This is a genomic window from Pseudomonas yamanorum, assembly GCF_013386765.1.
Taxonomy (GTDB): Bacteria; Pseudomonadota; Gammaproteobacteria; order Pseudomonadales; family Pseudomonadaceae; genus Aquipseudomonas; species Aquipseudomonas yamanorum_A.
In genome coordinates this window covers 108,980-131,793 of record NZ_JACARE010000019.1, presented here as the reverse complement: position 1 = coordinate 131,793, position 22,814 = coordinate 108,980, and the positions used below count along the sequence as shown (strand labels likewise).

Here is a 22,814-nt window from a genome sequence, read left to right as displayed (position 1 = left end):
ATGCCGATCAAACCCCATCAACACTCCCCGGTGACGTTAGTCCGTGCTCAACAAAGCGACCTGGACGATCTTGTCGCCATCCGAATCGAAGCCATGCGCGAAAGTTTGGAGCGCGTCGGGCGATTTGATCCAGTACGGGCGCGCGAGCGGTTTGTTAGCGGTTTTGAAGCCCACAACACCCATCACATCGAGGTGTCTGGAGAGAAGGTTGGCTTTGTAGTAGTCAAGCACCACCTCACCGAGCTCGTGCTCGACCACTTCTACGTGAGACCGAGCGCGCAAGGTTCGGGGATCGGCTCTGCTGTGCTCGCTCAGATTTTCAAAGCGGCTGACGCGGTCGCACTCCCTGTCAAAGTGGGAGCCCTCAAAGAAAGCGCTTCGAACCGTTTCTACACCCGCCATGGCTTCCAGTTCGTCGAAAGCACTGAGTTCGACAATTATTATGTCCGTCAGCACCTTACGGCGGGCAACACATCTTGCCAGCCAGGTGAAATGATTTGAATCCCGCGCGCGCCTTCTAGACAATCCCCGCCTTTGGCTCGAAAGGATGCGTGCGATGAAGTTCGAAGAGACCTTCCAATACATGGGCAATCACGGGATCGTGTTCAACGTCTCGCAGATCACCCTCACCGACAGCGAGCGCGGACGCCTCAGCGAACTGCATTTTGGCGAGGCGAAAAGCGCCCACTACGAGGTCAACCGCAAGGTCGTCGAGGTGTACGACAAGATGTTGGCCAAGAACCTGCCATGCCTGATGATGATCGGCATCTCCAAGCCGCTGACCCGGCAACAGGGCGACGTGCTCAACGCCCAACGCACCAAAATCGCCAACCTTGCGGCCTCGGCCTTCGCCGGCGCCACCTCTTACGTGGCCTCCCCATACGCGGGTGTTCCGGTCGGCGCCGGTGTGCGCACCTATGTGAATGAAACCCTGCCCACCTATCATGCAGGCGACGTACTGGTCAGCATCGAGGCGCAGGTGAATGGCGGCATCGGCCCGCAACGCACCGCCACGACACTGATCGTCAAGACCTGACTGGAGAAACACATGTCCGAAATTACCCAGTTGGTCGTGGCCCTAGTGCTGTTCTTTCTGATTGACCGGTTTGTGAAGTCGTACCTGCTTCGCAAGTGGCTGGGGGTGCTGCTGGTGGCGGTGGGTGCGGTTGGCTGCGTTGCGGCGAGCCAGGTCCGGTTGTTTGGGATCGACCTGGGGTTGCTGTCGATCTTTGCCGTTGCGGTGGGGGTAGGATTGTTCCTGAAGCGGCGGCGGTTTGAGCAGATGGGTTGAAGGAATGCAGGCATTCCAGGCCTTGGCCTGAACCCGCAGTAAGAGGGGATGGATTCATTTGAAAATGGATCCGTCCCCTTTTTCGTTCCGCCTCTCGACTTACGCGACCTGCGCCTTGACGGGAGGCGCGGCAGCCTTGCGATACGTCAGCAGCACAATCCCCGTCACCACAATCACCCCGCCCACCACCTGCCCGGCGCTGAGCATCTGATCGAGCACGATCCAGCCCATCAACAACGTCGCCAGCGGCTCAATGTTCATCACCGGCGCATTACGCGGCATGTCCAGGCGCGGCACCGAAATGAACAGCACGATAAACCCCGTGCCATACAGCACCACCAACGTCGCCAATGCCAGCCAACCGGTGCTGGTGGCCGGTAGGTTCAGGCCATCCACCAGCGCACCGCTCAAGCCCGCGAGATTGACGCTGCTGAACACAATGAAAATCGTCAGCAGGCTGCGCACCGAACCGCGCACCTGGGACAACTTGTGGTCGGTGATCCACAGCGCGCAAGCGAACACGAACGCGGCGCAAAAGGCCAGGGAGACGCCGACCAGCCATTCCGGGCCGAGGGTGGTGCTGGCGGAGAGGCGCCCGGGTACGTCCAGCACGAACACCAGGCCCACCAGAATCAGGCCCATCAGCAAGGCCGTGCGCGCGGTGGGGCGTGGGCCGCCGAGTGCCCAGGTGAGCAGGGCCAGCAGGATGGGGAACACGTTGGCGACCAGCAAGGCCAGCGCCACCGGCACCCGGGCGACGGCGGAGTAGAGGCAGAGGCTTTGGGTGGCGATGAGCAGGCCCAGCAGGACTTGCCAGCGCCAGGCGCCTGGGGGGAGGCGCAGGTTTTGGCGTTGGTATAGGACCAGTATCGCCAGCACTAACAGGGTGCCGCCGGAGCGCATCAGGATGGCGAGGAGGACGCCGGCGCCGTCGTCGAAGGCCACGCGGGCGGCGATGTGGTTGCCGGCGAAGGCGCAGCCCATGCAGAGGAGGATCAGGACGGCGATATGGCGGGGGAATTGGGTGGGGGCAGGGGGAGTCATGGTGGGGGCTCGGGGAGTTGGCGCCATCGTCGGGGATGGGGGATTGTTTTTATGTTGTCGTACAACTTGGTGGTGGGATTTGTAGCGTGTTTGGTGGGAGGGGGCAAGAGGTGGTTTTGGTGTGGTTGGCTAAGAGTGCGTTCCGAAGCTGCTTCCGCTGAAATTCGCAGGGGGGGCCCGGGACGGATAGCTATGATTCAGCTCGTCATTAGGAGGAGGTCATATGAGTTGTTTGGCGGAAGAGTCCCAGCGTTTCGTCGGCAACCAGGTCGGAAAGGGAGGGATTTATTGATTTGGAATAGATCCCTTATGTCCCAACAATATGGAGATAAGTCGAATAATTCGTGATGGTCGGATTTCTGGTCAAACCGCACCGAAAGCAATTTGCCACTATTGGCCTATACTCGGTCGTCCGCGGTGTTTTCAAGGAGAGATCTCAATGGTTGTACCAGACTTGAATGGGCTAGACGCTCCCATTGTCGACGATTTTGAAACTTGGCTCGGCGAAAGAAGCCGGTGGTTACAGACAGCTGCCAAGAATTTAATCGATACCAAGAAGCCCCCAACAGATGACCAGATCAAAGAGCTTTCCCGGCTTTGCATGGTCGAATCGAAGAAGGAGGAAGACCCAGGCTTCGGCACCGTATCGCCAGGCTCGTTGGCACTTGCTGCCAGCCGTCCTGCCATCCGCATAGAAGGTATCTCAGAAGTCCACGGGTTGAATGCGATCAAATCAGGCGCAGCATTACCCCTTGGCCCAGGCAACATCACAGTGTTCTACGGTCAAAATGGTTCAGGAAAAAGCGGGTATGCACGCCTCCTGAAACAGGCGTGTGGCTCAAGGTCAAAGGACGAAATTCACCCTAACGTCTTCATTGAAGAGCCTGAGGCCTGCAGGGCTAATTTCCAAGTCTCAGCAGGACAAAAGAAAGGAACAATTGAATGGACGCTTACCCAGGGGGCAGATCCTTTACTTCGTCACGCCCAGATATTTGACTCCAGAACGGCTACCCAATACATGGGAAAAAACGAGGCCAGCTACGAGCCCAGCCAAATGAAATTCGTGGCGTCGTTGATCGCCGTGTCAGACAAAGTTAGTCAGCACCTCACTGCATCAAAGAATTCATTGCTGAGTGTATTGCCCCAATTCCCAGCGGAATTGGAAGTCACTGAGGAACGTAATTGGCTTGCGAGTATTAAGCCTGCAACGAATACGGCCGCTATCGACAAATTCTGTACTTACACTCCAGAGCACGACGCTGAGCGGATTATCACAGAAGGTGCACTTGCCCAGAAGGACGTGGCGGGGCGACTGGCCTCAATCACGAAAGAAAAGCAGGGGGTTGCGACAGTTCGGCTAGCTATGAGCCAACTCAAGGACAAGCTCTCCAACGAAACAGCACAGACCATCGTAAGTGCCAACGCTGATGCAAAGGGAAAGCGGCAAGCCGCTCAGAAATTTGCTCAACAACTCTTCTCCGAAACTCCACTCGAAGGAGTCGGTGAGGCGGTATGGCAACAGTTATGGGCCCATGCTCGATTGTTCTCTCAAAATCATGCTTACCCTGGTCAACCATTTCCTGTCGTGGGTGAGCAAGCAAGGTGTGTGCTTTGCCAGCAAGAGCTCAATGAGGATGCTAGTCATCGGTTGAGCCACTTTGAGCAGTTTGTCACCGAAGGTTTGGAGCTAGGCGCAAAACAAGCAGAAGAAAAACATAAGGGTTTTGTCCTTGCCTTACCCCAATTGCCGAGAGAACAGGACTGGTTAGCTCATATGGCCCTGATCAAACTGGATCAACAGCAGGCCATCGATTTACATAAAACCTTGGTGAAAAGACGTTCCAATCTCGAGACCGCTGAACAAATCGAAAATGTTGCCCTATTCGACTGGTCTCTGGTGGATCAGGCACTGGCAGAAGTAACCGAGCAGTTAGGCAGCGAAGAAAAATCGCTGACCGAGCTCTCTCAAGACGGCAAACGACAGCAAATGGAGGCCCAACTCCGAAAGCTGAAGGCCCTGCAGTGGCTTTCGCAAAACAAACCAGCAGTCCTGGCCGAACGTGACAGGTTGTTGACTGTTGACCAGTACGGGAAAGCCATCCGGCTTGCTGCAACCAACACGCTTACGATTAAGAACAACGAACTGGCAAAATCCGAGGTGGAGGCCGGATATCAAACTCGCTTCGCCGCAGAACTCAAGCTGCTAGGTGGTTCGAGGTTGCCTGTAGCCCCTCAAAGCAAAACAGTCGGTAAAGGCAGGACAACATTCGGACTGACGCTCGTTGGCGCGAAAGGAACCCGCCCGCCAGAACAAATTCTCAGTGAGGGTGAGACAAGAATTGTGGCCTTGGCTGCATTCCTAGCTGATATTACTGGCTCAAATCAAGTAGCGCCGTTTATTTTCGACGACCCGATTTCCTCACTCGATCAAGATTTTGAAGAGCGGGTTGTCGCACGACTCGTAGATTTAGCGAAGACCCGCCAGGTCATCATCTTCACCCACAGGCTGTCGCTGGTGACACTTCTGGAGTCGGCGGTAAAGAAAGTGAAGGAACATCCAAATACCCCGGACATCACCTTTGACGTTCAGACGCTTCGGCGTCTCGATAAAACATCCGGCATTCTGGCCGGGCAAAGTGCTCGAGACTCGAAACCAAAGCCGGCCATTAACAGGCTCTTGAATGAGAGCCTAGTCCGACTCAAGAGGCACCAGACAGAGGGCGATGCTGAAAGCTACGACCTCATGGCCAAGAGTGTTTGCAGTGACTTCCGAATCATCGTGGAGCGCACTGTTGAGGTGGTGATGCTGAACAGCGTGGTGCTGCGATTCCGCAGAGAAGTGATGACCAAAGGGCTACTGAGACAGCTAAGCAACATCACTCAGGAAGATTGTGATCTTATTGACGACTTGATGACACGATACTCTGTGTATGAGCATTCTCAGGCGGACGATCTCCCAGCAGTCCCCCCCGAACTTGTTCAACTCGAAACCGATATGCGGTCGCTTGCGGACTGGATAGAGGTCTATTCAAAACGAGTGACCTGACACACATTGCTAGACACCCGGAAAGTAGGGGCAGACCACATTTAAATTAATGGTGGTCCTACCCCAATTTCCCAATTTCCGCTCGCGGGCGGTACCCATCAAACATAGAAATGTATTAAAGAGAGTCCAATGTCCGAGCAAAATTCACCTTACCTAGTAGAGAACCGCCTGGCTGATGTGCTGGCAATGATCCAGGTTCTGGCATTATCTCAAAAGACACGCCGGAGCGAGGATGGCCTTGTAGAGGAGCTTCAAGGCCAACCTAAAAGTGCCGCAAGTTGGATCGGAGTTGGTTTGCAACACAGAGAGTTTTTTCGCATTAAACCGCAAGGAGCGAAGCGGTCCCATATTTCTTTAATCGCTAGGAACACGCAGGAGCCGGTTCCGAACGACGATGGGGATGATGTTAGACCTCTGCTTTCCGCAGAAACTACAGCGAAACTCATGCAACTAGCAGTCGATCTTCATGCGCGGCAAATTCAGAGAAGCGAAGCTTGGCGAAGCGTTATCATACCTATCGTAATTGCAGTTCTCGCAGCAGTTGCATCGATATCGGCTGCCTTTATTAGCGTCACGCTAAAGTCGTCGCAGACAGACTTGACGATCCCTTGCAGCAAATCGCCTTCGGCAGCCGCTGAAGTCCAACGCTACTATCCGTCCTAAATCGACGTCATCCTTATCCGTACGACCGCTACTGCCGGAAATCAGCCCTTTGTGCTCGTACCGGTCTACCATGGCTGAGACTAATTCCACGCTCTACCGACCTCAATCTCAAGGTATCGCCCATGACAGCTTCAGCCCACACCACCCCATCCCGCACCTCATCCAGGGCATCCCAATGAGCATCGACCAAATCAGCCTCCCCAAAGGCGTAGGCCCTCGGGCCATCAAACTCCTCGATACCATCACCGGTGCTGACACCAAAGAAGACCTGAACCGCGCAGGCGGCAAGGCCGAAGGTTTTGTATTGGGTTTGGAAAGCGCCAAAGCTATCAAAAGCCAAATCGCCGATTCGCTGTACGTTGCATACGACGACGCGGCGAGTAATCGACTCAGTGAGTTGAAGGGCTAGTCCCGCGGGACCGCGTTGGCCTTTACGCCCGAGGTGTTTCGGGGGGCCATCAGTTGCCGATCAGCAGCACACTCAATTCGCTCAGTTGGTGTATGGCCAATGCCACCTCGCGGTCTTTGCTGCTCAGTTCGTAGGGTAGGTCGAGCAACAAGGCGCTGACTGAGCAAATGGTTTTATAAATTTTGGAATATCAAAGCGGGTATAGATTTATTGTTGATTAAAAATAAATCTGCTCTTGTTTGTCGAGTTTTTAGTGGAAAATAACGCGCTCCTTTTTAACTATGCCTTTGTGGTTCTAGATTTGACATGCATTAATTTTACTCATTAATTGGGCGAAGCTAATCGACTCAATGTTTTTGTCGGTCCACGCTAAAGTGAAATTTTTCTCCTTTAAAGCGGAGATTAATTTGGTTATTGTGTCCGCATTTCCATTGGTGTGAATATAAAGTTTTCGAAGTGTTTTGTCTTTGGGGTTCTTCTCCGTAGGCAGTTTTTTTATGCCTATAAGATTGGTTTTTTTGACTTCATCAACGGTCTCTTTTAAATGGCAGTTTACCTGTGGCCAAACCTCTCTTATTTTATCGAGCTTCGCTTGAAGAGGAAGCTGTGTAGGGATTTTTAGGTTTAGTGTCTCGAGGAACTTTCTAAAGTCAAATGCACTTCCTCCCTGTTCAAGCATTAGCTCATTGATGATGGCTAATTGATCGCTGTCTTCGAAATATATTTGAAAGTCGCCATTTTTATGGCTTCCATATGCTTTCAATTTAAGAAAGGTTTTCGTGTTCCTTAAGAAAACAAAAATATTATCTTTTGAACTTTTATCTTCCTTTGAAAAGAACATCATAAATACAAGGCGGCCTTTTCCTTGGTTTATTTCGAAGGCTAATGTTGGCTCGGATCTTTGTAGTGATTCTCTATAGATGTTGGTAAGGCCAGTTAAATTGAATATTGTTTTCATGTGTTTCCTCTGTGAGTTGTTAAATAGGGTGATAGCTATTTGGGTAGGACGTCTTGAGTGGATCGTTAACTAGGTGTATGTTTTTAATCGATTTCGTTCTGGGTTACTAAAAAAGGGGATGAGTTTACTCATCGAAAATAAATGCATTTCCTTCTGTTAAAGCATCATCTAGGTGTGTACGGGAGCTGCTGCAACCAATGACCACACCTGAAAGCCGAACGATGCTAAAAGGCTACTGATCACTAATGATCGATCAAAGCAGGTTTCGGCACCCCTTGCCGAGAACACCGCTAGTAGCATCCCGACGCAGGCTCCAGTGTTCGCGATAGCCGTTGATCGATCGTACGATGAGAACCAGCTAAATACTGCGGTGAAAATCAGAGCCACCAGTAATAAAATACAAATCGAAGTTGCAAAATCAAGTGCGTAACGTTTTCCATCATTCATTTTGAGTCCTTTCGAGAATACAATTAATTCAGAGGTGCTCCAGTGTGTCGGCGAGTACGGAGAAAACCTGACACTCTTCCCGCATTTTTCCAAAAATAGCTCTTCTGTGCGCATTCCGGCCTACCATACCAATCCCGGCAGTGGTTCCACGCGCTACCGACATCAATCTCAAGGTATCGCCCATGACCTCGTTCACCCGCACCACCCCATCCCGGACCTCACCCGAGGCATCCCAATGAGCATCGACCAAATCAGCCTCCCAAAAGGCGTAGGCCCTCAAGCCATCAAACTCCTCGACGCCATCACCGGTGCTGACACAAAAGAAGACCTGAACCGCGCAGGCGGCAAAGCTGAAGGTTTCGTATTGGGTCTGGAAAGCGCCAAAGCCATCAAAAGCCAAATCGCCGAGTCGCTGTACGTTGCATACGACGACGCGGCGAGTAATCGGTTGGGTGAGTTGAAGGGCTAGTCCCGCAGGACCGCGTTGGCTTTACGCCCGAGGTGTTTCGCGGTCCATCAGTTTGCCGATCAGCAGTACGCTCAATTCGCTCAGTTGGTGTATGGCCAATGCCACGTCGCGGTCTTTGCCGGTCAGTTCGTCGGACAGGTCGAGCAGCAGGGCGCTGACGGAGGAAACGGTCTCGTAGCTGTTGGCGATCAGGGTTTCGTTGCTGGCGCCGGAGCTGACGCTGAAGAGGGCGTCTGATCCCGGGACGCTTTCGGTGGCGGGATTCAGATAGTGATCAAGGGCACGTTCAGCCGCTTGGTAGAGCTTTAAATCCGGCGCTTTCGGAGGATTCGGCGTTATTTTGAACATATAAGTATTCCTGAGTCGGGCCGCCACCTCATCGCTACTAAACGAAAGGGTGGCAGCTGTGCGCAGGTTAGTAGACCGGTGAATACTTAAAGCCGGCGCGCCCGAGGGCGCCCTACGCACAGCCACCATCAAGCACAGACGAGATGTCTGGAAGATGAAGTTCATGCACGTAAGTATTCAAAGCAGGGCTACTAAACCCGATCACTGAGTTTTCAGCGACCGAGCAACCTTAGAGATGACCACCCAGGTGCACAAGCCGGCGGATTCTGACGCAAGCGTAGGCAATGGAGCAAGCTGCTGCGGTCAATACCACGGCTCCTTTACCGCACAAAAGGAACCACCATCCGATACGCCTTCAACCCCAAATCACTCAAACCCTCCAGGCTCTCGCCCTGGCAACCCGCGCAACGACCTGCCGTGCCCGTTATGGAAAACCTATGCGCTCTTATCGCCTGTTGTTCGTGTTACTGGCCCTGATCCTTAGCGGCTGCAGCATTCCGTATCAAACCCCCGAAGCCCGTCAGCAAATCGAGCACGACCTGAAGATTGCCCCCGGCTCGGTGCGGGCCCTGAGCCAGACCAACTGGTGCTACCTGCCCTACGGCTCGGAGAATGGCGGCGATGGCCAGTGCCGTGCCACTCAGGGCCTGGGCGTTCTGGTGGACGATGGCTTGATTCTGAGTACCTATTCCGGTGGCAGCTATCAGCGCTTTATCACGCTGCGCACCCGCGATGTGCTGTGCGTCAAAACCTTCCGCAGTCGTGAAGCCGCCGCCGCGTTTTTCGCCTTCACTCGGGCGGGCGCTGCTCAGATCATTCCGCTCACGGCTGAAGGGCAATTCAACACGCCGGTGAAGATTCAGTTTCTGGATTACCTGCTGGGTGAAAACCAGCCGGGCGACCTGACCACCGATAAGACCTATGTGCGCGAAACCGGCAAAAACGCCTACTCCGTCGGGATGGTCCCGGGTACGAAAATTCCGTATGTCTCTGCGGTGGCGGCGACGGAAGTGTTCAATCCCTGCCCGGAAAAGTAGTCGTCGCCAATAACCCTGCGCATCTGCGCCGGAGTGCGGCGGAAAGAAAAATACACTTTTTGCCTCGCTGAACGTCCAACCCTGAAACCGCCGTCATGGCTTTCATCTCCAGGTAGCTGCTCCCAGCTAAGGACCGCTTATGCTGACGTTCTTCATTTTTCTTCTGGCCTGCGCCGCCGCCGCAAGCACCGGCATTATCTTCAAGCCGGGCGAGTGGTACGCCACCCTCGTCAAACCCGGCTTCACCCCACCCAACTGGCTGTTCCCGGTCGCCTGGTCGATCATCTACCTGCTGCTCGCCTGGGCTGGCTACCGCCTGACGCTGATCCCCGGCAGCGAAATCGTGCTGGCCCTATGGGCCGCGCAGATCGCGCTCAACACGCTGTGGACGCCCGTCTTCTTCGGCGCCCACCGCATTCTCGCCGGCATGGTGATCCTCACGCTGCTGTGGCTGGTGGTCGCCGCCATGGTGCTGCTGGCCGTGCGGCTGGACCTGATCACCGGGCTCATCCTGTTCCCGTACCTGGTGTGGCTAAGCGTTGCGGCTGCGTTGAATTTCTCCATCCTGCGCAATAACCGCTGAGCCCGCGCCGGGCTTGCGTGCCACGCTCAAGCCCAGCAACCCGCCGACCACCAATGCCCCGGCCATGAAGTACATGGCCGCCTGGGTGTTGCCGGTGAGTTGGGTCAACCAGCCCACCACGATGGTGCTGAAAAAGCCCGCCACATTGCCCAGCGAGTTGATCAGCGCTATGCCCGCCGCGGCTGCGGCACCGCCGACCACGGCGGTGGGCATGCCCCAGAACACCGGCAGGCCGCTGATCATCGCGGCGGTGCCGAGGGTGAGGCCGAGCATCGACAGCCACAGGCTGTCGCCAAACAAGGTGCCAAACACCACGCCCCCGGCGCCGAACACGGCGCAGATCGCCAGGTGCCAGCGGTATTCGCGGTGGCGGTCGCTGCTGCGGCCCACCAGCACCATGCTCACGGCGGCCACGGAGTAGGGAATCGCGCTGAGCACGCCGATGGCCCAGGGCTCGGCCACGCCGTTGTTGCGGATGATGGTGGGCATCCAGAAGCTGATCACGTATTGGCCCAGCACCAGGCAGAAGTACACCGCGCCCAGCAGCCAGATGGTCGGGCTCAACAAGCCGTCGCGTACCGAATGGCGGGGCTTTTCCCGGGTTTCGCGGTCGAGGGCGGCTTGCATGCCGCGCTTTTCGTCGGGGCTGAGCCAGTGGGCATCGGCGATGCGGTCGCGCAGCAGGAAGAACACGGCGGCACCGAGTGCCACGGCGGGCAGGCCTTCGATCACGAACAGCCACTGCCAGCCGGCGTAGCCCGCCACGCCGTCGAGGGTGTGCATGATCAAGCCGGAGATCAGCGAGCCGAGCATGCTGGAGATCGGCAGGGCGGCGATGAATAGGGAGATCATCACGCCCCGGCGATGGCTGGGGAACCAGGTGGTGAGGTAGAAAATGATCCCCGGGAAGAAGCCCGCTTCGGCGATGCCGATCAGGAAACGCAGCAGGTAGAAACTCATGGGGGTTTCGATGAACATCATGGCGGCCGACAGCAGGCCCCAGGTCATCATGATGCGGGCGATCCAGCGCCGGGCGCCGAAGCGGTGCAGGGCGATGTTGCTGGGGATCTCGAACATCAGGTAGCCGACAAAAAATACCCCGGCGCCGAAGCCATATACCGCGTCGCTGAACTTCAGGTCATCGAGCATCTGCAACTTGGCGAAGCCGACGTTGACCCGGTCGAGGTAGGCCACCAGGTAGCACACCATCAGCAGCGGGATGATTCGCCAGGCGGTCTTGCGGTAGGCCGAGTGCAGGGCCTGGTCGGGCAGGTCGCCGGGGGGCGCCGTTAATGGCTTCATGATGGGCCTCTTTTTTGTTGTTGTAGGGGCGATTGTTTTGCGGTGTGGCGCGTGGTCAGCGGGCGCGACCTCCCGGCCAGTCGCCGCTCTGGCACATGCCGTGGACGACTTCGCGGATCAGCTCGCTAATCAGGGTTTTAAGGTGGCTGGCGGCCATCGAGGCGCAGCTGCAAATGCCCAGGGTGCGGGTCAGCTCGGCGTCGTTAATGCGGTGGGCCACCAGGCGGCCGTCTTCGATTTCGCGCATGGCCAGGTTCAGCGGCATGATGGTGTAGCCAATGCCGGCCTCCACCGCGCTTTTGAGGATGTGCACCGAGTTCACTTCCATGGCGATCTCGCCCGCCGCCAGCCCGCGCTGTTTCACCACGTGTTCCACCAAGGTGCGGGTGCTGTGGCCATGGGCCTGGCTGGGGAATACCAGCGGGCGAGCGAGGGCCTGTTGCAGCGTTACCTCACCGGCTGGCGGCGCGTCGGGGGCGTTGGCGCGGTGGATCAGGTAGAAGTCTTCTTCGATCAGCGCGTCGAACACCACTTGCGGCGGCAGCTCGCGGGAGGTGAACAGCGCGAGGTCGACGCGGCCATGGATCAGTTGGTCCATGACGTTGCCAGTGAGTTCTTCGTTGAGGTGGAACGCCACCTGCGGATAACGCGCGGCCACGGCGCGCATCAACGGCATGGCGAGGATGGTGGCGACACTTTGCGGCAAGGCGACGACGATCGAGCCGCTGACAGCGTTGGGGCTGCTGCGCACGGCGGCGCGGGCGTCGGTCAGGTGTTTGAGCATGCCTTGGGCGTATTCGTAGAAGACCTTGCCGGCCTCGCTGGCCACCACACCGTTGTGGCTGCGGTGGAACAGTTGCACCTCCAGTTCCTGCTCCAGCGCCGACATCTGCTTGCTCAAGGCCGATTGCGCCACATGCACCTGGCGCGCGGCCTGGGACAGGCTGCCGCAATCGATCACGGCGACAAAGTATTTGATCTGGCGGATTTCCATTTGGGCGCTTCCTGCAAACCGATGGGGCCGATGAGGGTACCGCGCTAACCGGCCGTGTGCCCGCGCGGGAAGATCTTCCCGGGGTTCATCAGTTGTTTCGGGTCCAGGGCGGCCTTGATCGCTTGCATCACGTCCACCGCGTTTGCCCCGTGTTCCACCGGCATGAAGTGCTGCTTGGTGAGGCCGATACCGTGTTCGCCGGTGCAACTGCCGCCCATGGCGATGGCGCGCTCGGCCAGGCGATGGGCCACGGCTTCGGCGCGTTCGACTTCGTCCGGGTTGTGCGGGTCTACCAGGATCAGCGCGTGAAAATTGCCGTCGCCCACATGGCCGAAAATCGGTGCCAGAAAGCCATTTTCGGCGAGATCGGCGGCGGTGGTTTCGATGCATTCGGCCAGGCGCGAAATCGGCACCACGGCGTCGGTGGTCAGCGAGCGGCAACCGGGGCGCAGGGCGAGGGCGGCAAAGTACGCATCGTGCCGCGCCTGCCACAAACGGCTGCGGTCTTCCGGGTGCACGGCCCATTCAAAATCCAGGCCCTGGTGTTCGTCGGCCACCAGGCGCACGGTTTCGATCTGTTCCTTCACGCTGGCCTCGGAGCCATGCAGTTCAAAGAACAACGACGGCGCCTCGCGCAGTTGGGTTTTGCTGTAGGCGTTGAGGGCTTGCATGGTCAGCGCGTCGAGCAGTTCGATGCGGGCGATGGGCACGCCGAGCTGGATGGTTTGAATCACTGCGCGTACGGCGTGGTCCACTGTGGGGAAGCGGCACACCGCCGCCGAAATCGCCTCGGGAATCGGGTGCAGCTTTACGGTCAGTTCGGCGATGGTCGCCAGGGTGCCACCGGAGCCCACCAGCAGATGAGTCAAGTCGTAGCCGGCGGAAGATTTGCGGGCCCGGCCGCCGGTATGTATCACACGGCCGTCGGCGAGCACGGCGGTCATGCCCATCACGTTTTCGCGCATGGTGCCGTAGCGCACGGCGTTGGTGCCGGAGGCGCGGGTGGCCGCCATGCCTCCCAGGGACGCATCGGCGCCCGGGTCAATCGGGAAGAACAGCCCGGTGCCGTGCAGGGCCGCGTTCAGTTGTTTGCGGGTTACGCCGGGTTGCACGGTGACGTCCATGTCGTCGACGCGGATCTGCACGATCTGGTCCATGCCCGACACGTCAATGCTGATGCCACCGTGGGACGCTTGCAGCCAGCCTTCCAGGGATGTGCCGCTGCCGTAGGCAATCATCGGCACGTCGTGGCGATAACAGGCGGTGCTGATGGCGACGATATCGTCCAGGCTGTTGGCGTAGGCCACGCCATCCGGCGGCATGGGGTCGAGGGCGGAAATATCACTGCCATGGTGTTCGCGCACACTGGCCGAAGTGGAAAACCGGTTGCCGAGCAGCTGGCTCAGTTCATCCAGCAGCGATTGTGGCAGCTGCGGGTGGGCAGGGGCGGCAGGAACGGTCATCGAACAGTCTCCTTTTTTTGTGCGCCGCGCTAGAGGCGGCATTTTGGGGAGTTATTGCTTATCTTAGGCAGACGGGGGTCAACACGTGTAGTGCTGATTTCAGAGGGTGCCATCTCTTTTAGAGATAGAGGGAATATCGAATTGGGAACTCATACGCTGTGGCCTGCCAACGAACATGAAGTGGCGCAAATGCAGCGCTTCAACCAGAAACTGGCGTGGTTGCCGCGTTTTCGCATCCGCAACCGCGTGACGCCCCGGGTGATCCAGGCGCTGTTGCGCTCTGGCCAAATGGTGGTGGGCAACAAGTTGCTCAAGCATGGCCTTGAAGCCGAAAGCCGGCGGGTGGGCTCGGTGCCGGTGCGCATCATTCGGCCGAAGGGCAAGGTCAAGGGCGTGGTGTTGGATATTCATGGTGGCGGCTGGGTGATCGGCAATGCGCAGATGAATGACGACCTCAACGTGGCCATGGTGAACGCGTGTGACGTGGCGGTGGTGTCGGTGGATTACCGGCTGGCGGTGAATACGCCGGTGGAAGGGATTCTGGAAGACTGCCTGGCCACGGCGCGCTGGTTGCTCGGGGAGTGTGAGGAATTTGCCGGCCTGCCGGTGATTGTCGTCGGCGAATCTGCCGGTGGGCACCTGGCGGCGGCGACGTTGCTGGCGCTGAAGCAATGGCCGGAGTTGCTGGCGCGGGTGAGCGGGGCGGTGCTGTATTACGGCGTCTACGATTTGACCGGCACGCCAAGTGTGCGCACGGCGGGGCGGGAAACGCTGCTGCTGGACGGGCCGGGGATGGTTGAGGCGTTGCGCCTGCTCACGCCGGGCTTGAGTGACGAGCAGCGTCGGCAGCCGGCGTTGTCACCGTTGTATGGCGACCTTGCGGGGCTGCCGCCGGCGCTGATGTTTGTGGGGGAGCTGGACCCGTTGCTCGATGACACGTTGCAGATGGCCGAGCGGTGGGCGGGGAGTGAGGTGTTCCTGCTACCGCAGGCCGCCCATGGGTTTATTCATTTCCCGACGGCGATGTCCAGCCGCGTGCTTGCTTACAGCCGCGAGTGGATAACGGCTCGAGTCGAGGTTTAGATCGGGGACACCGAGGGGCACACCTTTGCCGGGGCGCTTTTAACAAGCCCGCGGCTGACTTCTCCTGTGGCTCCATTCTTGACGATCTTATAAATGGCGATCGTGCAGTACTCTGAGGCCGCCTCATAGTCGGCGCCGGCTTCAGGCTCAAAGTAAGTGCTGTAGAGGCACTGATGTCTTCCGTCAGCACCTGAGTACACCACCGTCAGCGGCGTGTTCGGTTGCACATACACTTCGGCGCTGTTTTTTACACCCTCGCCACCGGGGATGCCCAGGCGCTTGTCATTGAAGGTTTTATCATTCAATGGGGCTAGGCTCCTTGAGTTGACCGAGCCGGCCCCCGGCAAATCCCAGTTGATGCAGGTGCTGCCGGGTACCAGCCGCACGACCTGATCAGTGATCACCCTAAGTCTGCTGGTGGTCGGGTTTTGCGGCTCGTGGTACGCGGTGGTAAAGGATTTGAGGGCGCCCATGGTAGAGCACCCGTAAAACAGTGGCAGGGCTAAAAGGGCCAGGAATTTAACGGCTTTCAATCGACTCGCTCCATGCTGAGTGTTCATTGGTTTCTCTTGGCGATCCTTGCAAGCAAGTGCGGCCCGAAGGAAAATCATCCGGTTTATATAACAAGGTCACAGGGAACAGTGAAAGCAAAAATAGTATTCATCGCTTCGTTGGGGATGTTGGCGCTCGTTCAAACATCACTGTCTTTTGCGGAAAATGTGAACGGGAAAAACATCTACGTACAGCGCTGTGGCATGTGCCATGGGGCCGATATCAAGGGCTCAGGACCCTTGGCCAATAAAAGCAAGCCGCCTACGCCTGACCTTACGACACCCGCTTTCAAGAAACGCCTGAATGATTATCCGGGCGTTATCGTGTCATCCATCATTCTTCGCCCAAATGGCGACCTGATTCCCAGGACGTTACGCGAGAACGGTGTGAAGCTGTCGCCGTTCACCTGGAAGGTTCAGGACTTTCGTGATTTGAACGAGTACATGAGTGGAGTGATTTCAAAAAGCCGATGATGTTGAGAGGAAAGTCTCGCGGCAGGTGTTGGGTGCTCTCCAAGGCTTTTCACGAGGGCGGGCCTTCCCCTGTAGGAGCCGGCTTGCCGGCGAAAAATCCGAGAGCGCTGCGTTCATCCAGCGTACGAGCGTCATCGTTGACGACCATCGCCGGCAAGCCGGCTCCTACTTGCGCACCAGAAACTCGGCCAGGTCTTTGGCCGCGTCCTCTGCCAGCAAACCGACCTCCACGGTAATCCCCGCATCCTGCAGCATTTTTATGCCCACTCCCGAGTTTCGCGGGTCGGGATCCAGCATCGCAACAAACACTTTCTCGACACCGCTGTTGATCAAGGCCAGCGCACAGGACGGCGTGCGGCCGTGAAAGGAGCAGGGCTCCAGCGTCACAAATGCAGTGACCCCGGAGCAATCACCGGACACATTGCTCAGCGCCATTGCCTCCGCGTGATGCAGCCCCGGCGGTTGTGTATGGCCTTGGCTGATCACCGCGTTATCCCTCACCAGCACGCAACCCACAGGTGGGTTTGGCAGGCACTTGGGCAGTGCCAGGCGGCCCTGGGCGAGGGCGAGGCGCATGAAGTCGGCGTTGGAGGATGGGGTGGGCATGTCGTTGTGATCCTGTTAGTCGTGCCTTAGCACCCGCTTAACGCCACCTGCGGACGCTCGCCCGCAAAGAAGAACGGCCGCAACCGCACACCCACGCTATTGCCGACAAACGCCGCCACCAACCACACCCAGCCATGCAGGCTGCCCGAGGCAATCCCGCTGAAGTACGCGCCGATGTTGCAGCCGTACGCCAGGCGTGAGCCGTAACCCAGCAGCAAACCACCGATCACCGCGGCGAACAGCGAGCGCGCCGGGATTTTCAGGCTTGGAGCGAAACGCCCGGCCAGGCCCGCAGCCAACAGCGCACCGAGGATGATGCCAATGTCCATCACGCTGGTGACGTCTTCCCACACTGGCGCCGCCAGCGCTTTGGCATTGCCCGGCATTTGCCAGAACGCCCAGCTGCTTACGTCCACGCCCAACCCGGTGGCCACTTTGGCGCCCCACAGGGCGAACGCCGAAGTGATGCCCCACGGCCGACCGGCCAGTGCCAGGGTGGCGTAGTTGAGCAGGGCCAGGCCAATCGCGCCCCACACCAACGGCCATGGCCCACGCAGGAAACGGCGCAGGCCCTGGTGTTCGCTGGTCACGCCGGCTTCGAGTTGCCCGTGACGGCCTTTTTCCAGACGCACGGTGACCGCCGCGATGATCGCGAACACCGCCAGGCTCAGCAGCAAGGCCGGCACCACGCCGAAGCTTTTGACGATGGAAACCGCCGGGAACGACGGCAGCGAGAACCACCAGTCGACGTGGTGGGTGGCGATCAACGAACCGCAGATAAAGAAGAACAAGGTCACCAGCATGCGCGCGTTACCGCCGCCCACGGTGAACAGCGTGCCGGACGCACAGCCGCCGCCCAGTTGCATGCCGATGCCGAAGATAAAGGCCCCGAACACCACCGACACCCCGGCCGGCGCCACCAGCCCGACCACGGGTTGGCCGAACAACGTACCCGCGCCCAGCGCGGGGAAGAACAGCACCACGGCAATCGCGAGCATCACCATTTGCGCGCGCAAGCCCGCGCCACGTCGGTCGGTGATAAACACCCGCCAGGCCGAGGTAAAGCCGAACGCGGCGTGGTACAGGGTCAAGCCCAGTGCGGCGCCGACCACCAGCAACAGCACTTGGCGCCCGCCGACGCTGTTTTGCAGGAAGGTGGCGCCCAGCAGCAGGATGACAAATGCCAGCAGTGGCGCGACCGGCTTGCGCGCAGGGGTTGTAGAGAGGGAAAGGCTCATCGGGAATCTCGTTTCGAAGGCTGTGAGTTAAGTGCGAGGGGGCCGAGTATAAACCTCGCACTCTTGCACGGGTGCCTCGAATCCTCCGATGAGGGCATTAGCCCAGGCGTACGGAAAGCTCGACGTCGTCACCGATCGGCACCGACAGGTAGCCGTTTGCCGGGGAGCGCACGCGGGCCAGGTAGTCGGGGCAGTAGTTGGTGTTGTCGGCGATGATCAGCGCGCCGGGCTTGAGGCGGTTTTCCACCAGGTTCAGAACATCGCCGTACAGCGCCTTGGCGCCGTCGAGCAGCAGTAGGTCGACGCTGTCGGGCAGGCCGGTTGCCAGCGTTATCAGGGCGTCACCTTCGCGAATGTCGACGAGGTCGCTCACGCCGCCTTCTATCAGGTGTTCCCGGGCCAGAGCGATCTTCGAGGGCTCGAACTCGCTGGTGATCAGCGCGCCGCCGCCGTTGTCCCGCAGGGCGGCCGCCAGGTGCAGGGTGGACAGGCCGAACGAAGTGCCGAACTCGACGATGGCCCGCGCTTTTGCGCTGCGTGCCAGCATGTACAGCAGGGTGCCGGTGTCGCGGGAGACGGGCAGCCACAGGTCTTTCAGCAGGCCGTAGAGTTCGAGGTAGTCGGTCTTGCTGTGCATCAGGCGATTGCGTTCTTCGTGAGGCATGGTGCTGAAAACAGGGCTCGAGACAGCTTCGGCCTGTGTGTACAGCCGTTCAATCAGGGCCGCCATCGGGGCGGAGGTAAGCGTATTCATGGGTATGTCCTGTTGCAGGTTGAGCGCCGTGAGGCGCCAGGCTAGTATGCGAATGATTCGTCGCATTTAAAGTATGCGAACAATTCGTCACATTCGCTATTCGCATTCGCCCAGCCGCAGGAACGCGCCATGACCGACCGCCAGACCTCGCAGATTTCCTCACGCAAAGAGCCAAAACAGGCACGGTCCACCGAGTTGGTGTCGGCCATTCTGGAGGCGGCTATTCAGGTTTTGGCCAAGGAAGGTGCCAGCCGTTTCACCACCGCCCGTGTCGCGGAAAAGGCCGGTGTCAGCGTGGGATCGGTGTACCAGTATTTCCCCAACAAGGCGGCGATCCTGTTCCGGTTGCAAACCGATGAATGGCAGCAAACCTCGCAAATGCTCAGCCGGATCCTGGAGGACGTGAGTCAACCGCCTCTGGAGCGGCTGCGCACCCTGGTGCATGCGTTCATTCGTTCGGAGTGTGAGGAGGCGCAGATGCGGGTCGCCTTGAGCGACGCGGCGCCGCTTTATCGTGACGCGCCGGAGGCCCATGAAGTTCGGGCGGAGGGACAAAACATCTTCCAGACGTTCATGTTTGAATTGCTGCCGCAGGTGCCGGAAGCCACCCGTGCGCTGGCCTGTGATTTGATCGCTACCACCTTCAGTTCAGTGGCGAAGGAGTTCTCGGGAAGCCCGCGCACCGAAGCGCAAATTGCCGCCTATGCGGACGCGATGGCGGATATGTTCGGTGCGTATGTGACGGTGCTTAACCAGACGGCACGATGACCCGCAGGGCGGGCCATCGTTTGACGCGATTGCCTTAACGGCGGTTCAGCCACACCGTCTGCGCATTGCAGAATTCCCGCACGCCGAAGTGCGACAACTCCCGTCCGAAGCCACTCTTTTTCACACCACCAAACGAGACCCGAGGATCGGACACGCTGTAGGCGTTGATAAAGATCCCGCCGGTTTCCAGTTGGTTGGCGATGCTGCGTGCCTTTTCCGGATCGGTGGTGAACACGCTGGCGGTGAGGCCGAACTCGCTGTCGTTGGCCAGGGCCACGGCGTGGTCGGCATCGCGGGCGGTGATGATGGAGGCGACCGGCCCGAACAGTTCCTGTTTGAACGAGGTCATCTGGTCGGTGACGTTGGCCAGTACGGTGGGTGCGTAGTAGTTGCCCGCGCCTTCGACTTTATGGCCGCCCAGCAGCAGGGTGGCGCCTTCGGCCAGGGTAGCCTGGACCTGGCCGTCGAGTTCGTCCCGCAGGTCGAAGCGGGCCATCGGGCCGATGTAGGTCTCGGTGGCGGTCGGGTCGCCCATCACCAGGTTGCGGCTGGCTTCGAGGAATTTGGCGGTGAAGGCTTCCACCACGCCTGCTTCGATGATCAGGCGCTTGGCGGCGGCGCACACCTGGCCGGAGTTCTGGAAGCGGCCGATCAGGGCGGCTTGCACGGCTTCGTCGAGGTTGGCGTCGTTGAGCACGATGAACGGGTCGGAGCCGCCCAGCTCCAGTACGCATTTCTTCAGCGCGGCACCGGCCTGGGAGCCGATGGCCATGCCGGCGCGCACGCTACCGGTGAGGGTGACGGCGGCGATGCGTGGGTCGGCGATGGCTTTGGACACGCCGTCGGGGGTGACGTTGATCACTTCGAACAGGCCATCGGCGAAGCCGGCGCGCTGGAAGGCTTGTTTCATCAGGTACGCGCTGCCCATCACGTTAGGCGCGTGTTTGAGCACGTAGGTGTTGCCGCTGAGCATGGTCGGCACGGCGCCGCGCAGCACTTGCCACACCGGGAAGTTCCACGGCATCACGGCGAGGATCGGGCCCAGCGGGCGGTATTCGATCTGAGCGGTGCCGTTGTCCACCAGGGTGGCTTCCGGGGCGAGCATGGCCGGGCCGTGGGCGGCGTACCACTCGGCCAGTTGCGCGCATTTTTCGATTTCGCCACGGGCCTGGGCGATGGGTTTGCCCATTTCCAGGGTGATCATTTGGGCCATTTCTTCGGCCTGGTCGCGCAGGGTGCTGGCCAGGGCCAGCAGCCATTCGGCGCGCTGAGCGACGGGCGTATTGCGGCCGTTGCGGAAGGCGGTGATGGAGCGGGTGAGGGCGGCATCCAGCTGCGCCTCGGTTTCGTACGGGTAGCTGGCGACCGTTTCACCGTTGGCGGGGTTGATCGACAAGGCGTGGGTCTGGGAGGAAATCTGGTTCATGGCACCGTCCTGCGCAGTGAATGGGATGGAGGCCAGCGTACGGGGCTGTATCTTTTTCGGAAACTGAATAATATTAAGCAATACATTCACGTTTGGAGAATGACTTGGATCTGGTCCAGCTGGAAATTTTCAAAGCCGTTGCCGAGCAAGGCAGCATCAGCGCTGCCGCGCAATTGATCCATCGCGTGCCGTCGAACCTGACCACGCGGATCAAGCAGTTGGAGCAGGACCTGGGCGTGGATTTGTTTATTCGCGAGAAAAGCCGGCTGCGGTTGTCCCCGGCCGGGTGGAATTTTCTCGGCTATGCCCGGCGCATCCTCGACCTGGTGCAAGAAGCCCGGGCGACGGTGGCGGGGGAGGAGCCTCAGGGCGCGTTTGCCCTGGGCTCGCTGGAGAGTACGGCGGCGGTGCGGATTCCTGCGGTGCTGGCGGCGTATAACCAGAAGCACGCCAAGGTCGAGCTGGACCTGACCACCGGGCCGTCCGGCACGATGATCGAGGGTGTGTTGTCGGGGCGGTTGGCGGCGGCGTTTGTCGATGGGCCGGTGTTGCACGCGACGCTCGAAGGCGTGGCGGTGTTTGAGGAAGAGATGGTGGTGATTGCACCGTTGCATCACGCGCCCATCACCCGAGGGCAGGATGTGAGCGGGGAGAGCATCTACACGTTTCGCTCGAACTGCTCGTATCGGCATCACTTTGAGCGCTGGTTTTCACAGGATGGCGCGGTGCCGGGGAAGATTTTCGAGATGGAGTCTTATCACGGGATGCTGGCTTGCGTGAGCGCCGGTGCCGGGTTGGCGCTGATGCCGCGGAGCATGCTGGAGAGCATGCCGGGGTTTACGACGGTGAGTGTGTGGCCGCTGACGGATACATTCCGGATATTGAATACCTGGCTGATCTGGCGCCGGGGCACGGTGTCGCAGAGTCTGAACAGTTTTGTGCGGTTGCTGGAAGAGCGTGGCCTGGCCTTAACATCGTAGCCGTAGCAGCTGTCGAGCCCCAGCGAGGCTGCGTCAGGCGCGACTCGGTTCAGAGTATGACTCGATAGCGGCAGCGCGGCCAACGCAGCCTCGCTGGGGCTCGACAGCTGCTACGGGAAGTTCAACTCAGGGAGTTAATCGCCAAATTACAGGGTGTCTGCTTGCACCGAGTTGCACAAACCATAGTTGCCGGAATAGAGCGGACTGAAGGCGAAGTAGGTCCCTCTGTGGGAGCTGTCGAGCTTCAGCGAGGCTGCGATGGCGTCGGCACAGTCGACATTGATGCTGCCTGACCCACCGCTATCGCGGCCTCGCTAAAGCTCGACGGCTCCCACATTTGATCTTTGTCAGCCGCCAAATTGCACAGGGCTCTGGCGCCCAGTTGTACCAGCCACAAGGCCAAACCACGATTGCTGGAAGAGCGCGGACTGAAGGCGGAATAGGTTCCCTGTGGGAGCTGTCGAGCTTCAGCGAGGCTGCGATGGCGTCGGCACAGTCGACATTGATGCTGCCTGACCCACCGCTATCGCGGCCTCGCTAAAGCTCGACGGCTCCCACATTTGGTCTTTGTCAGCCGCCAAATTGCAGGGTGCCCATGGCCAGTTTGGCCATCAGGGCGCCGGCGCCCAGTTGCACCAGCCACAACGCCAAACCACCGAGGAATACGCCGAGGGCGACTTGCAGTACCAGGCTTTTCTGGCGCTTGGCGGGGGTTGGGCGTGGGGTGAAGTGGTCCAGTTCGTCGCGGTCGGCACGCAGGTCCAGGTCGTCGTTTCTCATAGGGTACTCGAGGGGAAGGGACAGTCTTGCTGTCAGTCTAGGGGTAGCGGACTGAAAGCAGCGAATTTTTAAGGGCCACGCCCCACTTCTTAAGGCAAGC

At 58.8% G+C, this 22,814-nt stretch carries 26 protein-coding genes and 1 pseudogene; 13 read left to right on the top strand and 14 right to left on the bottom strand.

The genetic code is table 11. The features are described from left to right. The 3 genes from HX875_RS16770 to HX875_RS16760 are packed head-to-tail and all read left to right on the top strand — an operon-like array spanning position 1 to position 1,291. The gene (locus HX875_RS16770; RefSeq protein WP_177043982.1) at positions 1 to 501 is read left to right on the top strand and encodes a GNAT family N-acetyltransferase; all 501 of its coding nucleotides are present in this window, start codon (positions 1 to 3) and stop codon (positions 499 to 501) included. Positions 502 to 556: 55 nt separating this feature from the next. Beyond that, positions 557 to 1,036 carry a hypothetical protein gene (locus HX875_RS16765; RefSeq protein ID WP_177043981.1) on the top strand — a complete coding sequence of 160 codons (480 nt, stop codon included), beginning with the start codon at positions 557 to 559 and terminating at the stop codon, positions 1,034 to 1,036. Between the two features lie 12 nt (positions 1,037 to 1,048). Continuing rightward, positions 1,049 to 1,291: a hypothetical protein gene (locus HX875_RS16760; RefSeq protein ID WP_177043980.1), complete on the top strand. Its 243-nt coding sequence runs from the start codon at positions 1,049 to 1,051 to the stop codon at positions 1,289 to 1,291. A gap of 99 nt (positions 1,292 to 1,390) precedes the next feature. Here the strand turns inward: HX875_RS16760 and HX875_RS16755 are convergent, their stop codons facing one another. Then, positions 1,391 to 2,335, bottom strand: a complete 945-nt coding sequence (locus HX875_RS16755; RefSeq protein WP_177043979.1) for an EamA family transporter — start codon at positions 2,333 to 2,335, stop codon at positions 1,391 to 1,393. A gap of 439 nt (positions 2,336 to 2,774) precedes the next feature. On the opposite strand from HX875_RS16755, the gene HX875_RS16750 reads away from it, so the two are divergent. The 3 genes from HX875_RS16750 (at position 2,775) to HX875_RS16740 (ending at position 6,453) form a co-directional block, all read left to right on the top strand. Next, positions 2,775 to 5,381, top strand: a complete 2,607-nt coding sequence (locus HX875_RS16750; RefSeq protein ID WP_177043978.1) for an AAA family ATPase — start codon at positions 2,775 to 2,777, stop codon at positions 5,379 to 5,381. 129 nt (positions 5,382 to 5,510) lie between these two features. Further along, a complete protein-coding gene (locus HX875_RS16745; protein ID WP_177043977.1) occupies positions 5,511 to 6,044 on the top strand; it encodes a hypothetical protein in 534 nt (177 codons plus the stop codon). Between the two features lie 175 nt (positions 6,045 to 6,219). Continuing rightward, positions 6,220 to 6,453: a hypothetical protein gene (locus HX875_RS16740; protein WP_177044047.1), complete on the top strand. Its 234-nt coding sequence runs from the start codon at positions 6,220 to 6,222 to the stop codon at positions 6,451 to 6,453. A 49-nt stretch (positions 6,454 to 6,502) separates the two neighbouring features. Here the strand turns inward: HX875_RS16740 and HX875_RS32775 are convergent. The 3 genes and pseudogenes from HX875_RS32775 to HX875_RS16730 all read right to left on the bottom strand — a co-directional run. Continuing rightward, positions 6,503 to 6,631, bottom strand: a pseudogene (locus tag HX875_RS32775) (DUF6124 family protein); the annotation flags it as partial. Between the two features lie 117 nt (positions 6,632 to 6,748). Further along, positions 6,749 to 7,411, bottom strand: coding sequence for a hypothetical protein (locus tag HX875_RS16735; RefSeq protein ID WP_177043976.1), 663 nt, complete (start codon positions 7,409 to 7,411; stop codon positions 6,749 to 6,751). A 168-nt stretch (positions 7,412 to 7,579) separates the two neighbouring features. Further along, entirely contained in the window at positions 7,580 to 7,858 is a 279-nt protein-coding gene (locus HX875_RS16730) for a hypothetical protein (RefSeq protein WP_177043975.1), read from the bottom strand. 235 nt (positions 7,859 to 8,093) lie between these two features. Here HX875_RS16730 and HX875_RS16725 point away from each other — a divergent pair, with 235 nt between their 5' ends. After that, positions 8,094 to 8,327 (top strand): hypothetical protein, encoded by a 234-nt coding sequence (locus tag HX875_RS16725; RefSeq protein WP_003214497.1) that lies wholly within the window; start codon positions 8,094 to 8,096, stop codon positions 8,325 to 8,327. Between the two features lie 21 nt (positions 8,328 to 8,348). Here the strand turns inward: HX875_RS16725 and HX875_RS16720 are convergent, their stop codons facing one another. Then, the gene (locus tag HX875_RS16720; RefSeq protein WP_177043974.1) at positions 8,349 to 8,675 is read right to left on the bottom strand and encodes a DUF6124 family protein; all 327 of its coding nucleotides are present in this window, start codon (positions 8,673 to 8,675) and stop codon (positions 8,349 to 8,351) included. A gap of 437 nt (positions 8,676 to 9,112) precedes the next feature. Here HX875_RS16720 and HX875_RS16715 point away from each other — a divergent pair, with 437 nt between their 5' ends. Then, positions 9,113 to 9,712 carry a hypothetical protein gene (locus tag HX875_RS16715; RefSeq protein ID WP_177043973.1) on the top strand — a complete coding sequence of 200 codons (600 nt, stop codon included), beginning with the start codon at positions 9,113 to 9,115 and terminating at the stop codon, positions 9,710 to 9,712. A gap of 142 nt (positions 9,713 to 9,854) precedes the next feature. Continuing rightward, on the top strand, positions 9,855 to 10,295 hold the full coding sequence (gene tspO / locus HX875_RS16710) for a tryptophan-rich sensory protein TspO (RefSeq protein ID WP_177044046.1): 441 nt from the start codon (positions 9,855 to 9,857) through the stop codon (positions 10,293 to 10,295). Here the strand turns inward: tspO and HX875_RS16705 are convergent. From HX875_RS16705 to HX875_RS16695, 3 genes are read right to left on the bottom strand one after another with little or no spacing between them, the layout of a single operon-like run. After that, complete coding sequence (locus tag HX875_RS16705) at positions 10,245 to 11,597, bottom strand: MFS transporter (protein WP_256348117.1); 1,353 nt, start codon at positions 11,595 to 11,597, stop codon at positions 10,245 to 10,247. The two genes, tspO and HX875_RS16705, sit on opposite strands and share 51 nt — an antisense overlap. 55 nt (positions 11,598 to 11,652) lie before the next feature. Next, complete coding sequence (locus HX875_RS16700) at positions 11,653 to 12,591, bottom strand: LysR family transcriptional regulator (RefSeq protein ID WP_177043972.1); 939 nt, start codon at positions 12,589 to 12,591, stop codon at positions 11,653 to 11,655. Between the two features lie 44 nt (positions 12,592 to 12,635). Then, the gene (locus HX875_RS16695; protein ID WP_177043971.1) at positions 12,636 to 14,054 is read right to left on the bottom strand and encodes an FAD-binding oxidoreductase; all 1,419 of its coding nucleotides are present in this window, start codon (positions 14,052 to 14,054) and stop codon (positions 12,636 to 12,638) included. A gap of 189 nt (positions 14,055 to 14,243) precedes the next feature. Here HX875_RS16695 and HX875_RS16690 point away from each other — a divergent pair, with 189 nt between their 5' ends. Further along, the gene (locus HX875_RS16690; RefSeq protein ID WP_177044045.1) at positions 14,244 to 15,137 is read left to right on the top strand and encodes an alpha/beta hydrolase; all 894 of its coding nucleotides are present in this window, start codon (positions 14,244 to 14,246) and stop codon (positions 15,135 to 15,137) included. Here HX875_RS16690 and HX875_RS16685 read toward each other — a convergent pair. Continuing rightward, the gene (locus tag HX875_RS16685; protein ID WP_177043970.1) at positions 15,134 to 15,670 is read right to left on the bottom strand and encodes a hypothetical protein; all 537 of its coding nucleotides are present in this window, start codon (positions 15,668 to 15,670) and stop codon (positions 15,134 to 15,136) included. The genes HX875_RS16690 and HX875_RS16685 overlap by 4 nt on opposite strands. Positions 15,671 to 15,814: 144 nt before the next feature. Here HX875_RS16685 and HX875_RS16680 point away from each other — a divergent pair, with 144 nt between their 5' ends. Next, a complete protein-coding gene (locus HX875_RS16680; protein ID WP_218171949.1) occupies positions 15,815 to 16,162 on the top strand; it encodes a c-type cytochrome in 348 nt (115 codons plus the stop codon). 165 nt (positions 16,163 to 16,327) lie between these two features. Here the strand turns inward: HX875_RS16680 and HX875_RS16675 are convergent, their stop codons facing one another. The 3 genes from HX875_RS16675 to HX875_RS16665 form a co-directional block, all read right to left on the bottom strand. After that, positions 16,328 to 16,768: a bifunctional diaminohydroxyphosphoribosylaminopyrimidine deaminase/5-amino-6-(5-phosphoribosylamino)uracil reductase RibD gene (locus HX875_RS16675; RefSeq protein ID WP_177043969.1), complete on the bottom strand. Its 441-nt coding sequence runs from the start codon at positions 16,766 to 16,768 to the stop codon at positions 16,328 to 16,330. A 26-nt stretch (positions 16,769 to 16,794) separates the two neighbouring features. Beyond that, positions 16,795 to 18,006: a YeeE/YedE family protein gene (locus HX875_RS16670; RefSeq protein WP_177043968.1), complete on the bottom strand. Its 1,212-nt coding sequence runs from the start codon at positions 18,004 to 18,006 to the stop codon at positions 16,795 to 16,797. A 97-nt stretch (positions 18,007 to 18,103) separates the two neighbouring features. Continuing rightward, complete coding sequence (locus HX875_RS16665; protein WP_177043967.1) at positions 18,104 to 18,760, bottom strand: O-methyltransferase; 657 nt, start codon at positions 18,758 to 18,760, stop codon at positions 18,104 to 18,106. A 129-nt stretch (positions 18,761 to 18,889) separates the two neighbouring features. Between HX875_RS16665 and HX875_RS16660 the strand changes: the two genes are divergently transcribed. Next, entirely contained in the window at positions 18,890 to 19,528 is a 639-nt protein-coding gene (locus HX875_RS16660; protein ID WP_177043966.1) for a TetR family transcriptional regulator, read from the top strand. A 34-nt stretch (positions 19,529 to 19,562) separates the two neighbouring features. Here HX875_RS16660 and HX875_RS16655 read toward each other — a convergent pair whose 3' ends face one another. Beyond that, on the bottom strand, positions 19,563 to 20,954 hold the full coding sequence (locus tag HX875_RS16655) for an aldehyde dehydrogenase family protein (protein ID WP_177043965.1): 1,392 nt from the start codon (positions 20,952 to 20,954) through the stop codon (positions 19,563 to 19,565). Between the two features lie 104 nt (positions 20,955 to 21,058). Here HX875_RS16655 and ptrR point away from each other — a divergent pair, with 104 nt between their 5' ends. Beyond that, a complete protein-coding gene (gene ptrR / locus HX875_RS16650; RefSeq protein ID WP_177043964.1) occupies positions 21,059 to 21,934 on the top strand; it encodes a putrescine utilization regulator PtrR in 876 nt (291 codons plus the stop codon). 570 nt (positions 21,935 to 22,504) lie between these two features. Here the strand turns inward: ptrR and HX875_RS16645 are convergent. After that, complete coding sequence (locus tag HX875_RS16645) at positions 22,505 to 22,714, bottom strand: hypothetical protein (RefSeq protein WP_177043963.1); 210 nt, start codon at positions 22,712 to 22,714, stop codon at positions 22,505 to 22,507. Between the last annotated feature and the right edge of the window lie 100 nt (positions 22,715 to 22,814).

What these genes read in the sequence shown, in the direction of transcription:
- HX875_RS16675 (WP_177043969.1), bottom strand. Translation starts at nt 16,768, where the DNA reads ATGCCCACCCCATCCTCCAACGCCGACTTCATGCGCCTCGCCCTCGCC.
- HX875_RS16670 (WP_177043968.1), bottom strand. Translation starts at nt 18,006, where the DNA reads ATGAGCCTTTCCCTCTCTACAACCCCTGCGCGCAAGCCGGTCGCGCCA.
- HX875_RS16735 (WP_177043976.1), bottom strand. Translation starts at nt 7,411, where the DNA reads ATGAAAACAATATTCAATTTAACTGGCCTTACCAACATCTATAGAGAA.
- HX875_RS16705 (WP_256348117.1), bottom strand. Translation starts at nt 11,597, where the DNA reads ATGAAGCCATTAACGGCGCCCCCCGGCGACCTGCCCGACCAGGCCCTG.
- HX875_RS16740 (WP_177044047.1), top strand. Translation starts at nt 6,220, where the DNA reads ATGAGCATCGACCAAATCAGCCTCCCCAAAGGCGTAGGCCCTCGGGCC.
- HX875_RS16700 (WP_177043972.1), bottom strand. Translation starts at nt 12,591, where the DNA reads ATGGAAATCCGCCAGATCAAATACTTTGTCGCCGTGATCGATTGCGGC.
- HX875_RS16720 (WP_177043974.1), bottom strand. Translation starts at nt 8,675, where the DNA reads ATGTTCAAAATAACGCCGAATCCTCCGAAAGCGCCGGATTTAAAGCTC.
- HX875_RS16765 (WP_177043981.1), top strand. Translation starts at nt 557, where the DNA reads ATGAAGTTCGAAGAGACCTTCCAATACATGGGCAATCACGGGATCGTG.
- HX875_RS16760 (WP_177043980.1), top strand. Translation starts at nt 1,049, where the DNA reads ATGTCCGAAATTACCCAGTTGGTCGTGGCCCTAGTGCTGTTCTTTCTG.
- HX875_RS16725 (WP_003214497.1), top strand. Translation starts at nt 8,094, where the DNA reads ATGAGCATCGACCAAATCAGCCTCCCAAAAGGCGTAGGCCCTCAAGCC.
- HX875_RS16665 (WP_177043967.1), bottom strand. Translation starts at nt 18,760, where the DNA reads ATGAATACGCTTACCTCCGCCCCGATGGCGGCCCTGATTGAACGGCTG.
- HX875_RS16690 (WP_177044045.1), top strand. Translation starts at nt 14,244, where the DNA reads ATGCAGCGCTTCAACCAGAAACTGGCGTGGTTGCCGCGTTTTCGCATC.
- HX875_RS16645 (WP_177043963.1), bottom strand. Translation starts at nt 22,714, where the DNA reads ATGAGAAACGACGACCTGGACCTGCGTGCCGACCGCGACGAACTGGAC.
- HX875_RS16730 (WP_177043975.1), bottom strand. Translation starts at nt 7,858, where the DNA reads ATGAATGATGGAAAACGTTACGCACTTGATTTTGCAACTTCGATTTGT.
- HX875_RS16745 (WP_177043977.1), top strand. Translation starts at nt 5,511, where the DNA reads ATGTCCGAGCAAAATTCACCTTACCTAGTAGAGAACCGCCTGGCTGAT.
- HX875_RS16695 (WP_177043971.1), bottom strand. Translation starts at nt 14,054, where the DNA reads ATGACCGTTCCTGCCGCCCCTGCCCACCCGCAGCTGCCACAATCGCTG.
- HX875_RS16750 (WP_177043978.1), top strand. Translation starts at nt 2,775, where the DNA reads ATGGTTGTACCAGACTTGAATGGGCTAGACGCTCCCATTGTCGACGAT.
- HX875_RS16715 (WP_177043973.1), top strand. Translation starts at nt 9,113, where the DNA reads ATGCGCTCTTATCGCCTGTTGTTCGTGTTACTGGCCCTGATCCTTAGC.
- HX875_RS16755 (WP_177043979.1), bottom strand. Translation starts at nt 2,335, where the DNA reads ATGACTCCCCCTGCCCCCACCCAATTCCCCCGCCATATCGCCGTCCTG.
- HX875_RS16660 (WP_177043966.1), top strand. Translation starts at nt 18,890, where the DNA reads ATGACCGACCGCCAGACCTCGCAGATTTCCTCACGCAAAGAGCCAAAA.
- HX875_RS16770 (WP_177043982.1), top strand. Translation starts at nt 1, where the DNA reads ATGCCGATCAAACCCCATCAACACTCCCCGGTGACGTTAGTCCGTGCT.
- HX875_RS16655 (WP_177043965.1), bottom strand. Translation starts at nt 20,954, where the DNA reads ATGAACCAGATTTCCTCCCAGACCCACGCCTTGTCGATCAACCCCGCC.
- HX875_RS16680 (WP_218171949.1), top strand. Translation starts at nt 15,815, where the DNA reads ATGTTGGCGCTCGTTCAAACATCACTGTCTTTTGCGGAAAATGTGAAC.